Source organism: Streptomyces sp. NPDC053665, assembly GCF_055585285.1.
This window is the reverse complement of sequence record NZ_JBVJKK010000007.1, coordinates 286,830-299,530: the sequence shown is the minus strand read 5'-3', so window position 1 is coordinate 299,530 and position 12,701 is coordinate 286,830. Positions and strand designations below refer to the sequence as shown.

The 12,701-nt window shown below is 73.7% G+C and carries 10 protein-coding genes; all 10 read left to right on the top strand.

The window, feature by feature from the left end; translation table 11 throughout:
* The first annotated feature begins 116 nt into the window (after positions 1–116).
* The 10 genes from ACZ6ZN_RS27140 (at position 117) to ACZ6ZN_RS27095 (ending at position 12,678) form a co-directional block, all read left to right on the top strand.
* Complete coding sequence (locus tag ACZ6ZN_RS27140) at positions 117–1,250, top strand: lipid II:glycine glycyltransferase FemX (protein ID WP_469650244.1); 1,134 nt, start codon at positions 117–119, stop codon at positions 1,248–1,250.
* Positions 1,251–1,367: 117 nt separating this feature from the next.
* Entirely contained in the window at positions 1,368–2,372 is a 1,005-nt protein-coding gene (locus ACZ6ZN_RS27135; protein ID WP_398110954.1) for an EamA family transporter, read from the top strand.
* A 261-nt stretch (positions 2,373–2,633) separates the two neighbouring features.
* Positions 2,634–3,428: a TIGR03084 family metal-binding protein gene (locus ACZ6ZN_RS27130; protein ID WP_469650240.1), complete on the top strand. Its 795-nt coding sequence runs from the start codon at positions 2,634–2,636 to the stop codon at positions 3,426–3,428.
* Complete coding sequence (locus ACZ6ZN_RS27125) at positions 3,425–5,095, top strand: acyclic terpene utilization AtuA family protein (protein ID WP_469650237.1); 1,671 nt, start codon at positions 3,425–3,427, stop codon at positions 5,093–5,095. Before ACZ6ZN_RS27130 ends, ACZ6ZN_RS27125 begins: the two co-directional genes overlap by 4 nt.
* A complete protein-coding gene (locus ACZ6ZN_RS27120; RefSeq protein ID WP_469650234.1) occupies positions 5,092–6,690 on the top strand; it encodes an acyl-CoA carboxylase subunit beta in 1,599 nt (532 codons plus the stop codon). Before ACZ6ZN_RS27125 ends, ACZ6ZN_RS27120 begins: the two co-directional genes overlap by 4 nt.
* Before the next feature lie 10 nt (positions 6,691–6,700).
* Positions 6,701–8,542, top strand: a complete 1,842-nt coding sequence (locus ACZ6ZN_RS27115; RefSeq protein WP_469650232.1) for an acetyl/propionyl/methylcrotonyl-CoA carboxylase subunit alpha — start codon at positions 6,701–6,703, stop codon at positions 8,540–8,542.
* 82 nt (positions 8,543–8,624) lie between these two features.
* Complete coding sequence (locus ACZ6ZN_RS27110; RefSeq protein WP_469650229.1) at positions 8,625–9,752, top strand: acyl-CoA dehydrogenase family protein; 1,128 nt, start codon at positions 8,625–8,627, stop codon at positions 9,750–9,752.
* A 30-nt stretch (positions 9,753–9,782) separates the two neighbouring features.
* Positions 9,783–11,348 carry a 4-coumarate--CoA ligase family protein gene (locus ACZ6ZN_RS27105; RefSeq protein ID WP_451878801.1) on the top strand — a complete coding sequence of 522 codons (1,566 nt, stop codon included), beginning with the start codon at positions 9,783–9,785 and terminating at the stop codon, positions 11,346–11,348.
* A complete protein-coding gene (locus tag ACZ6ZN_RS27100) occupies positions 11,345–12,079 on the top strand; it encodes an enoyl-CoA hydratase family protein (protein ID WP_469650226.1) in 735 nt (244 codons plus the stop codon). Before ACZ6ZN_RS27105 ends, ACZ6ZN_RS27100 begins: the two co-directional genes overlap by 4 nt.
* Positions 12,067–12,678: a TetR/AcrR family transcriptional regulator gene (locus ACZ6ZN_RS27095; protein ID WP_451878800.1), complete on the top strand. Its 612-nt coding sequence runs from the start codon at positions 12,067–12,069 to the stop codon at positions 12,676–12,678. Before ACZ6ZN_RS27100 ends, ACZ6ZN_RS27095 begins: the two co-directional genes overlap by 13 nt.
* The last annotated feature ends 23 nt before the right edge of the window (positions 12,679–12,701 follow it).

Here is a 12,701-nt window from a genome sequence, read left to right as displayed (position 1 = left end):
TTCGGGCCACGGGTGGGTGGACCCGAGTGTCTGAGCCGGGGGAGGGCCCGGGCCGCTCCTACGCTCGCGGGACCAGTCACTGCCCGTCGAGGGCCGCTGCTCGAAGGAGCCCGCGCATGAGCGTCCGCGTCCAGCCGATCACCCGCGACGAGCACCTCGCGTTCGTCGCGGGCCGCCCCTCCGCCAGCCACACCCAGGTCCCGTCCTGGGGTGAGGTGAAGCCCGACTGGGAGGCGGAGAGCCTCGGCTGGTTCGACGGGGCCGGGCAGCTCGTCGGCGCGGGCCTGGTGCTGTTGCGGCCCCTGCCCGGTCCGCGGCTGCCCGGCCTGCCGCGGTACTTCGCCTACCTGCCCGAGGGCCCGCTCCTGGACTGGCACGAACCGGGTCTGGAACGCCTGCTGGAGCCGATGCTGACGTTTCTGAAGGGCCGGGGCGCCTTCGCCGTGCGCATGGGCCCCCCGGTCGTGGTGCGCCGCTGGAGCGCCGAGACGGTCAAGGCCGCCATCACCGACCCGGCCGCCCGGCGGCTGCGCGACGTGCGGGCCACGTCGTACGAGACCCGGGCCGGGCGGGTCGCGGACGTCCTGCGGCACATGGGCTGGCGGCAGACCTCGGCCGGCGAGGACGGCTTCGCCGCGGGCCAGCCCCGTCACGTCTTCCAGGTGCCGCTCGCCGGGCGGTCGCTGGAGGAGATCCACGACGGTTTCAACCAGCAGTGGCGGCGCAACATCAAGAAGGCGGAGAAGGCCGGGGTGAAGGTCGTCCGCGGTGACCTGCCGGACCTGCCGGTCTTCCACGAGCTGTACACCGAGACCGCCGAACGGGACGGTTTCCTGCCGCGCCCGCTGCCCTACTTCGAGCGCATGTGGAACGCGCTCACCGCCGAACACCCCGACCGCATGCGGCTCTACCTCGCCCACCACGACGGGGAGGTGCTCGCCGCGGCCACCATGCTGACCGTCGGCGACCACGTCTGGTACTCCTACGGCGCCTCCACCGCCCGCCGCCGCGAGGTCCAGCCCAGCAGCGCCGTCCAGTGGCGCATGATGAGCGACGCGCACGAACTGGGCGCCGCCGTCTACGACCTGCGCGGCATCACCGACACCCTGGAGGAGTCCAGCCCGCTGCTGGGGCTGCTCCGCTTCAAGGTGGGCACCGGTGGTGAGGCCGTCGAGTACCTCGGCGAGTGGGACCACCCCCTCAACCGGCTGCTCTACAAGGGATTCAGCCTGTATCTCGCCCGCCGCTGACGTCTCGGAGGGCAAGACAGAGGCAAAAAGGGTTCACGCACCTGACGAAGTCCATTACCCTGGACTGTGTAGTGCACCGGGCTGTACGTTGAGTGCATCAGGGTGTACGCACCGCACATGAGCAGCACCCCGGAACCCGCCCCTCGAGCACAGGATCCGCCCGTGACCACCCCGGAGACCACCGCCCCGCCCCAGTCCACGACCGGTGCCGCCGGCTCCCCGCCGGCCGGCCCGGGTCGCTTCGGCTCGCTCGGCCCCGTCGGCCTGGTGCTCGCGGGCGGGGTCTCCGTGCAGTTCGGCGCCGCGGTCGCGGTGACGCTGATGCCCAGGGCCGGGGCCCTCGGGGTGGTGGCACTGCGGCTGCTGGTGGCGGCGGTCGTCCTGCTGGTGGTCTGCCGGCCGCGGCTGCGCGGCCACTCCCGGGCCGACTGGGGCACGGTCGTCGTCTTCGGCGTCACCATGGCCGCGATGAACGGCCTCTTCTACCAGGCCGTCGACCGCATCCCCCTGGGCCCCGCCGTGACCCTGGAGGTCCTCGGCCCGCTCGCCCTGTCGGTCGTGGCCTCCCGCCGCGCGATCAACGTCGTCTGGGCGGGCCTCGCGCTCGCCGGTGTCTTCCTCCTCGGTGGGGGCGGGTTCAGCAGCCTCGACCCCACGGGTGCGGCCTTCGCGCTGGGCGCGGGCGCCATGTGGGCCGCCTACATAGTCTTCAGCGCCCGTACGGGCCGCCGCTTCCCCCAGGCCGACGGACTCGCCCTGGCCATGGCGGTCGGAGCGGTGCTGTTCCTGCCCCTCGGCCTCGCCGAGTCCGGTACGAAGCTGTTCGACCCGGTGACCCTGGGTCTGGGCGCGGCGGTCGCCCTGCTCTCCTCGGTCCTGCCCTACACCCTCGAACTGCTCGCCCTGCGCCGGCTGCCCGCCTCCACCTTCGCGATCCTGATGAGCCTGGAACCGGCCCTCGCCGCTGCGGCGGGCTTCCTCGTCCTCGACCAGGCCCTCGCCGCGAGCGAGGCCGCCGCGATCGCCCTCGTGATCGCCGCGAGCATGGGCGCGGTCCGCACGCAGGTGGGCCGCGGCCGCAAGAAGAGGGCAGCACTGGAGAGCACGGCCTTGGAGGGCTAGGGCCCACCGGCTGTTCGTTTCCCCTGCTGTTCGTTTCCCCGGCCGGGCGGCCGGGCGCTCATCCGTCCGGTTGTCCGCCTGGCCATCCGGCTGCCCGGCCGATCACACCCACCGGCGAACGGCCCCCACGCCAGCCGATGCCGGGCCGGACCAGCCCGGGCAGATTTTCATGCAAGCACGCTTGATTGTTTCTCGGGCCGCTGCCATGCTCCTCAGCACGCCGCACCACCCCGCACACCGCCGTGTCCCGAGGGAGCGCCCGTGTCCGATCCGACGTCGGTGATCGACGACCTGCGCGAGGAGAGCGAGGAGCTGGACGCGCTCGTCGCCGGGCTGGACCCCGGGCGCTGGTCGCTCGCGACGCCCGCCCCCGGCTGGACCGTGGCCCACCAGATCGCCCACCTGGCCTGGACCGACCACGCGGCCCTGCTCGCCGCCACGGACGCCGGCGCCTTCCACGCCCTGGTCGAGAAGGCGCTCGCGGCCCCCGGCTCCTTCGTCGACGAGGGCGCCGAGGAGGGCGCCTCGCTCCCGCCCGCCGAACTGCTCACCCGCTGGCGGGAGGGCCGCACGGCACTGGAGCGGGCCCTGCGGGCGGCCCCGGCCAAGGCACGGTTCCCCTGGTACGGCCCACCCATGTCGGCCGCCTCCATGGCGACGGCCCGGCTCATGGAGACCTGGGCCCACGGGCAGGACGTCGCCGACACCCTCGGTGTGGTGCGCCCACCCACCGACCGGCTGCGGCATGTGGCCTGGCTCGGGGTCCGGACCCGGGACTTCGCCTACGGGGTGCACGGACTGACCCCGCCCGCGGCACCCTTCCGCGTCGAACTCCACGCACCGTCGGGCGAGGTGTGGGCGTACGGACCCGCGGACGCCCCGCAGCGCGTCACCGGATCCGCCGTCGACTTCTGCCTGCTGGTCACCCAGCGCGCCCACCGCGCCGACCTGGCCCTGCGCGCCGACGGTCCCGACGCCGACCGCTGGCTGGACATCGCGCAGGCGTTCGCGGGACCGCCGGGGGGCGGACGCCCGCCGCAGGGGGCCGGGTCGTGACGGTCCTGCGCATCGGCAACGCCTCCGGGTTCTACGGCGACCGCTTCGACGCCGTGCGCGAGATGCTCACCGGCGGTGAACTGGACGTCCTCACCGGCGACTACCTCGCCGAGCTGACCATGCTGATCCTCGCCCGGGACCGGCTGAAGGACCCGGCCGCGGGATACGCCCGCACGTTCCTGAGGCAGCTGGAGGAGTGCCTGGGACTGGCCCAGGAGCGGGGCGTCCGGATCGTCGCCAACGCCGGCGGCCTCAACCCGGCCGGGCTCGCCGACGCCGTACGGGCCCTGGCGGACCGGCTCGGTCTGCGTGTGCGCGTCGCACATGTGGAGGGCGACGACCTCACCGCGGCCCACCCCGGGAGCCTCGCCGCCCACGCCTACCTCGGCGGCTTCGGCATCGCGGCCTGTCTGCGCGAGGGCGCCGACGTCGTCGTCACCGGGCGGGTCACCGACGCGGCGCTGGTCACCGGGCCCGCCGCCGCCCACTTCGGCTGGCGGCCCGATCAGTACGACCGGCTGGCCGGAGCCGTGGTCGCCGGGCACGTGCTGGAGTGCGGCACCCAGGCCACCGGCGGCAACTACGCCTTCTTCCGGGAGGGCGACGTCCGCCGTCCCGGCTTCCCGCTCGCCGAACTCCACGAGGACGGCGGCTGCGTCATCACCAAGCACCCCGGCACCGGCGGTTTCGTCGACGTCGGCACCGTCACGGCCCAGCTGCTGTACGAGACGGCCGGCGCCCGGTACGCCGGGCCCGACGTCACCGCCCGGCTGGACACGGTCCGGCTCACGCCCGACGGGCCCGACCGGGTGCGGATCGAGGGCGTGCGCGGGGAGGCACCGCCGCCCACCCTCAAGGTGGGGCGCAACCGGCTCGGCGGGTTCCGCAACGAGGTCGTCTTCGTGCTCACCGGACTGGACGTCGAGGCGAAGGCCGCCCTGGTCCGGGAGCAACTGCGCCCCGCCCTCGGCACGGTCGCCGAGGCGCGCTGGGAACTCGCCCGCACCGACCGGCCCGACGCCGGCACCGAGGAGACCGCCAGCGCCCTGCTGCGGCTCGTCGTCAGGGACCCGGACCAGCAGGCCGTGGGGCGGGCCCTCAGCGGGGCGGCGGTGGAGCTGGCGCTGGCCAGCTACCCCGGCTTCCACGTGCTGGCCCCACCCTCCAAGGGCTCGCCCTATGGGGTGTTCGAGGACGTGTACGTCCCCCATGGGGCCGTCGACCATGTGGCGGTCCTCCATGACGGGCGCCGGATCAGCGTGCCGCCCCCGCAGGGCACCCGGGCCCTCGAACCCGTACCGGAACCCGCGCTGCCGGAGCCGCTGCCGCCCGGCCCGTGCCGCCGGGCCCCGCTGGGGCTGCTCGCCGGGGCCCGCAGCGGCGACAAGGGCGGCGACGCCAACGTCGGCGTGTGGGTCCGCAGCGACGAGGCCTGGCGCTGGCTCGCGCACGAACTGACCATCGACCGGTTCCGGGAGCTGATCCCCGAGAGCCGCGAACTGACCGTCCGACGGCACGTGCTGCCGGCCCTGCGCGCCGTGAACTTCGTCGTCGAGGGGATCCTCGGCGCCGGTGTCGCCGCGCAGCACCGCTTCGACCCGCAGGCCAAGGCCCTCGGCGAATGGCTGCGCTCCCGCCACCTGGAGATACCGGAGGCCCTGCTGTGACCGTCCTGACCTCCGCGCTCGACCCCCACGGGCCGGACTTCCGGGCCAACCGCGAGGCGATGCTCGACAAGCTCGCCGCCCTCGACACCGAGCACGCCAAGGCCCTCGCGGGCGGCGGCGAGAAGTACGTCGCACGGCACCGGGCGCGCGGCAAGCTCCTCGCCCGCGAGCGCGTCGAACTGCTGCTGGACCCGGACACGCCCTTCCTGGAACTGTCCCCGCTGGCCGCGTGGGGCAGCGACCACACCGTCGGCGCCTCCCTGGTCACCGGCATCGGCGTCGTCGAGGGCGTCGAGTGCCTGATCACCGCCAACGACCCGACCGTGCGCGGCGGGGCGAGCAACCCCTGGTCGCTGAGGAAGGCCCTGCGCGCCCACGACATCGCCCTGGCCAACCGGCTGCCCGTGATCAGCCTGGTGGAGTCCGGCGGCGCCGACCTGCCGTCGCAGAAGGAGATCTTCATCCCCGGCGGCGCCGTCTTCCGCGACCTCACGCGGCTGTCCGCCGCCGGCATCCCGACCGTCGCGGTCGTCTTCGGCAACTCCACCGCGGGCGGCGCCTACGTCCCCGGCATGTCCGACCACGTGATCATGGTCGAGGAGCGCGCGAAGGTGTTCCTCGGCGGCCCGCCGCTGGTGAAGATGGCGACCGGCGAGGAGAGCGACGACGAGTCCCTCGGCGGTGCCGCCATGCACGCACGCGTGTCGGGCCTGGCCGACCACTTCGCCGTCGACGAGCCCGACGCCCTGCGCCAGGCCCGGCGCGTGGTCGCCCGCCTCAACCACCGCAAGGCGTACGGCGATCCGGGCCCGGCCGAACCGCCCAAGTACAGCGCCGAGGAACTCCTCGGCATCGTCCCCGGCGACCTGAGGACGCCCTTCGACCCGCGCGAGGTCATCGCCCGCATCGTCGACGCCTCCGACTTCGACGAGTTCAAGCCGCTGTACGGCACCAGCCTGACCACCGGCTGGGCCGCCCTGCACGGCTATCCGGTCGGCATCCTCGCCAACGCCCGGGGGGTGCTGTTCAGCGAGGAGTCGCAGAAGGCGGCCCAGTTCATCCAGCTCGCCAACCAGCGCGACATCCCGCTGCTCTTCCTGCACAACACCACCGGCTACATGGTCGGCAAGGAGTACGAGCAGGGCGGCATCATCAAGCACGGCGCCATGATGATCAACGCCGTCAGCAACTCGAAGGTCCCCCATCTGTCCGTCCTGATGGGCGCCTCCTACGGCGCCGGGCACTACGGCATGTGCGGCCGCGCCTACGACCCGCGCTTCCTGTTCGCCTGGCCCAGCGCCAAGTCGGCCGTCATGGGCCCGCAGCAGCTCGCGGGCGTCCTGTCGATCGTCGCCCGCCAGTCCGCCGCCGCCAAGGGCCGGCCCTACGACGAGGAGGCCGACGCGGCGCTGCGCGCCATGGTCGAGCAGCAGATCGAGTCCGAGTCGCTGCCGATGTTCCTGTCGGGGCGGCTGTACGACGACGGCGTCATCGACCCGCGCGACACCCGCACCGTCCTCGGCCTGTGCCTGTCCGCGATCCACACCGCCCCCTACGAGGGCGTGCGCGGCGGCTTCGGCGTCTTCCGGATGTGAGGAACCCCCAGTGATCACTTCTGTGCTCGTCGCCAACCGGGGCGAGATCGCCTGCCGCGTCTTCCGCACCTGCCGCGAACTGGGCATCCGCACGGTCGCCGTGCACTCGGACGCCGACGCGCGGGCCCTGCACACGCGCAGGGCCGACACGAGCGTACGGCTGCCGGGGGAGACGCCCGCCGACACGTACCTGCGCGGCGACCTGATCGTGCAGGCGGCCCTGGCGGCCGGCGCCGACGCCGTGCACCCCGGCTACGGCTTCCTCTCCGAGAACGCCGCCTTCGCCCGGGCCGTGCGGGACGCGGGCCTGACCTGGATCGGCCCGCCCCCCGAGGCCATCGAGGCCATGGCGTCCAAGACCCGCGCCAAGCAGCTCATGGGCGTCGAACCGCTCACCGACGTCACCGAGGGCGACCTGCCCGTCCTGGTGAAGGCCGCAGCGGGCGGCGGGGGCCGCGGCATGCGCGTCGTACGTCGGCTCGCGGACCTGGAGGCCGAACTCGATGCCGCCCGGGCCGAAGCGGCCGCCGCCTTCGGCGACGGGGAGGTGTTCGTCGAGCCGTACCTCGAGAACGGCCGGCACGTCGAGGTGCAGATCCTCGCCGACACCCACGGCACCGTCCACGCGCTCGGCACCCGCGACTGCTCCCTCCAGCGCCGCCACCAGAAGGTCGTCGAGGAGGCCCCCGCCCCGGGCCTGTCCGACACGCTGCGCCGGGAACTCGCCGACCTCGCCGTCCGGGCCGCCCGGGCCGTCGACTACGCGGGAGCCGGCACGGTCGAGTTCCTCGTCGCGGGCGAACGCGCCCACTTCCTGGAGATGAACACCCGCCTCCAGGTCGAACACCCCGTCACCGAGGCCGTGTTCGGCGTCGACCTGGTCGCCGAGCAGATCCGCGTCGCCGAGGGCCGTCCCCTGGCGGCCGAACCGCCCCGCGCCCGCGGCCACGCCGTCGAGGCCCGCCTGTACGCCGAGGACCCGGCGCGCGACTGGTCCCCGCAGACGGGCCGCCTGCACCGCCTGGCCGTACCGGAGGGCGTCCGCCTGGACACCGGGTACACCGACGGCGACGACATCGGCGTCCACTACGACCCGATGATCGCCAAGGTCGTGGCGCACGCCCCCACCCGCCCCGAGGCCCTGCGCCGGCTCGCCTCCGCCCTGGAACGCGCGGTGATCCACGGCCCCGTCACCAACCGCGACCTCCTGGTCGGCTCCCTGCGCCACCCGGAGTTCACCGCCGCCCGCATGGACACCGGCTTCTACGACCGCCACCTCGCGGACCTGGCCGAACCGGCCCCGGACCCGTACGCCCCCCTGGCCGCCGCCCTCGCCGACGCCCACGGCCGCTCCCGCTTCGGCGGCTGGCGCAACGTCCCCTCCCAGCCGCAGACCAAGCGCTACCTGATGGCCGGCGAGGAGCACGAGGTGCGCTACCGCCACGGCAGGCGGGGCCCGGAGGCGGACGGGGTGCGCGTGGTGCACGCCGACACGCGCCTGGTGATCCTCGAAGTCGACGGCGTCCGGCGCCGGTTCGAGGTCTCCCGCCACGGCGACCGGGTCTACGTCGGCGCCACCGCCCTGACCGCCCTGCCCCGCTTCCCCGACCCCACCGCCCGGCACACCCCGGGCTCCCTCCTGGCGCCCATGCCGGGCACGGTCGTCCGCGTCGCCGACGGCCTCACGGCCGGGACACCGGTGAAGGCCGGCGAACCCCTGCTCTGGCTGGAGGCGATGAAGATGCAGCACAAGATCACCGCCCCGGTGACGGGAACGCTGGCCGCATTGCCGGTCGCACCCGGCCAGCAGGTCGAGCCGGGGACGTTGCTGGCGGTTGTGCAGGAGGCCTGAAGGGGCGCGGGGCTGTATCGATATGCGGCTCCGCCGCGTGAGCGCGACACGTCACATCCGGCCCGCACCGAAAGGACTCCCCATGGACACCGAAGACCACAAGGCGCTCCGCGAAGCCGTCGCCGCCCTCGGCAAGCGCCACGGCCCCGGAGGCGAACCCGACCGGCTCTGGGCGGACGCGGGCAAGCTCGGCTACCTCGGAGTCAACCTCCCCGAGGAGTACGGAGGCGGCGGGGGAGGAATCTCCGAACTCTCCATCGTCCTGGAGGAACTGGGCGCCGCCGGCTGCCCCCTCCTCATGCTGGTGGTCTCACCGGCCATCTGCGGCACCGTCATAGCCCGTTTCGGCACCGACGCCCAGAAGCGGCAGTGGCTGCCCGGCCTGTCCGACGGCACCCGTCGCATGGCCTTCGGCATCACCGAACCCGACGCCGGCTCCAACAGCCACCGCATCACCACCACCGCACGCCGCGACCGGGACACCGGCGGCTGGATCCTCACCGGCCGCAAGGTCTTCATCTCCGGCGTCGACATCGCCGACGCCACCCTGATCGTCGGCCGCACCGAGGACGCCCGCACCGGCCGCCTCAAGCCCTGCCTGTTCATCGTCCCGCGCGACACCCCCGGCTTCACCCGCCGCCCCATCGACATGGAACTCCACGCGGCGGAGAAGCAGTTCGAACTCGTCCTGGACGACGTACGCCTGCCCGCCGAGGCCTTGGTCGGCGACGAGGACGCGGGCCTGCTCCAGTTGTTCGCCGGCCTCAACCCCGAGCGCATCATGACGGCCGCCTTCGCCATCGGCATGGGCCGCCACGCCCTCGCCAAGGCCGTCGGCTACGCCCGCGACCGCACCGTCTGGAACACCCCCATCGGCGCCCACCAGGCCATCGCCCACCCCCTCGCCCAGGCGCACATCGACCTCGAACTCGCCCGCCTGATGATGCAGAAGGCCGCCCACCTCTACGACACCGGCGACGACATCGGCGCCGGGGAAGCCGCCAACATGGCCAAGTACGCCGCCGGAGAAGCCTGCGTCAAGGCAGTCGACCAGGCCGTCCACACCCTCGGCGGCAACGGCCTCACCCGCGAGTACGGCCTGGCCCGCCTGATAACGGCCGCGCGCGTGGCTCGTATCGCACCGGTGAGCCGGGAGATGATTCTCAACTACGTCTCCCACCAGACCCTGGGCCTGCCCAAGTCGTACTGAGACGGCCCGCGCCGCGAGGAGGAACCCGCCATGTTCCGCAGCGAGTACGCAGACGTCCCGCCCGTCGACCAGCCCATCCACGACGCCGTCCTGGCCCGGGCCGCCGAGTTCGGCTCCACCCCCGCCCTCGTCGACGGCACCGACGGCACCACCCTCACGTACGAGCAGGTGGACCGGTTCCACCGGCGCATCGCCGCCGCCCTCGCCGAGACCGGAATCCGCAAGGGCGACGTCCTCGCCCTGCACAGCCCCAACACCGTCGCCTTCCCGACCGCCTTCTACGCCGCCACCCGCGCCGGCGCCACCGTCACCACCGTGCACCCGCTCGCCACCGCCGAGGAGTTCGCCAAACAGCTCACGGACTGCGCCGCCCGCTGGATCATCACCGTCTCACCGCTGCTCGGCACCGCCCGGCGCGCCGCCGAACTCGCGGGCGGCGTACGGGAGATCTTCGTCTGCGACAGCGCCACCGGCCACCGCTCCCTGATCGACATGCTGGCCTCCACCGCCCCCGAACCCCACGTGGCCATCGACCCCGGCGAGGACGTCGCCGCCCTGCCCTACTCCTCCGGCACCACCGGCACGCCCAAGGGCGTCATGCTCACCCACCGGCAGATCGCCACCAACCTCGCCCAGCTCCACCCCGCGATCCCCGCCGGCCCCGGCGAACGCGTCCTCGCCGTCCTGCCGTTCTTCCACATCTACGGCCTCACCGCCCTGATGAACGCCCCCCTGCGCCAGGGCGCCACGGTCGTCGTCCTGCCCCGCTTCGACCTCGAACAGTTTCTCGCGGCCATCCAGAACCACCGCATCACCGCGCTCTACGTCGCCCCGCCCATCGTCCTGGCCCTGGCCAAGCACCCGGCCGTCGCCCAGTACGACCTGTCGTCGCTGCGCTACATCATCAGCGCCGCCGCCCCCCTGGACGCCCGCCTGGCCGCCGCCTGCTCCGCCCGCCTCGGCCTGCCCCCCGTCGGCCAGGCCTACGGCATGACCGAACTCTCGCCCGGCACCCACGTCGTCCCCCTGGACGCCATGCGCGACGCCCCGCCCGGCACCGTCGGCAAGCTCGTCGCCGGCACCGAGATGCGCATCGTCTCCCTCGACGACCCCGCCGAGGACCTCCCCGCCGGCGCATCCGGCGAGATCCTCATCCGCGGACCCCAGATCATGAAGGGCTACCTCGACCGCCCCGACGCCACCGCCGCCATGATCGACCCCGACGGCTGGCTGCACACCGGCGACGTCGGACACGTCGACGACCAGGGCTGGCTGTTCGTCGTCGACCGCGTCAAGGAACTCATCAAGTACAAGGGCTTCCAGGTGGCCCCCGCCGAACTCGAAGCCCTCCTCCTCACCCACCCGGGCATCGCCGACGCCGCCGTCATCGGCACCTACGACGACGACGGCAACGAGACCCCGCACGCCTACGTCGTCCGCCAGCCCACCGCCGCCCTCACCGAGGCGGACATCATGACGTACGTCGCCGAACGCGTCGCCCCCTACAAGCGGGTCCGCCGCGTCACCTTCACCGCCGGCATCCCCCGCGCCGCCTCCGGCAAGATCCTGCGACGACAGCTCAGGGAGCGCACATGAGCCTCGTGACCCGCACGCGCACCCGCGCCGTGGACACCCTCACCCTCGACTCACCGGCCAACCGCAACGCCCTGTCCGCCGCCCTCGTCACCGAACTGGCCGACGCCCTCACCGACGCCGGCAAGGACGGCGCCGTCCGCGCCGTCGTCCTCACCCACACCGGCAACACCTTCAGCGCCGGCGCCGACCTCAAGGACCCCCCACGGCCCGAGACCCTGGTCGCCCTCCTGCGCCAGATCGTCGAACTGCCCAGACCCGTGATCGCCCGCGTCACCGGACACGTCCGCGCGGGCGGCCTCGGCCTGCTCGCCGCCTGCGACATCGCCGTCGCCGCCACCACCGCCACCTTCGCCTTCACCGAGGTCCGCATCGGCGTCGCCCCCGCCGTCATCTCCCTGCCGCTCCTGCCCCGCGCCGACCCGCGCGCCCTGGCCCGCCACTACCTCACCGGCGAACGCTTCGACGCCGCCGCAGCCACCGCGGCCGGCCTGCTCACCACCCACGCCGACGACGTCGACACGGCCCTCACCCCCATGCTCGACGGCCTGCGCAGATCCGCCCCCGACGCCCTGGCCGAGACGAAACGGCTGCTCACGGCTAGGGTGCTGGAAGCCTTCGACCGGGACGCGGACCACCTCACCGCGCTCTCGGCCCGGCTGTTCTCCTCCGCACCGGCACGCGAGGGGATGACGGCCTTCCTCGAACGACGGGATCCGGCATGGGTGGTGTGAGCGCGGTCGACCGTGCGGAGAGAGTCCCCAAGCAGGACCGCAGCCGGGCCACCCGGCAGCGGCTCCTGGAGGCCGCCGTGGCCTGCCTCGCCGAACACGGCTGGGCCGGGTCCACCGTCTCCGTGGTCGCCGAACGCGCCGGCGTCTCCCGCGGAGCCGCCCAGCACCACTTCCCCACCCGCGAGGACCTCTTCACGGCCGCCGTCGAGTACGTCGCCGAGGAACGCTCCACCGCCCTGCGCGCCCTCTTCCCCGACGGCGCGACCGGCGACCGCCGCGCCGTCGTCGCCGCCCTGGTCGACCTCTACACCGGCCCCCTGTTCCGCGCGGCCCTCCACCTGTGGGTCGCCGCCTCCAACGAGGACCAGCTGCGCCCCCGCGTCACCGAACTCGAATCCCGCGTCGGCCGCGAGACCCACCGCATAGCCGTCGACCTCCTGTGCGCCGACGAAACCGTCCCCGGAGTCCGCGAGACCGTCCAGGGCCTGCTCGACATGGCCCGGGGCCTCGGCCTCGCCAACCTCCTCACCGACGACGCCCCCCGCCGCGAACGCGTGGTCGCCCAATGGGCCGGCGTCCTGGAGGAGGCACTGGGCTGAGCGGGACCGAGCGCACACCCCCC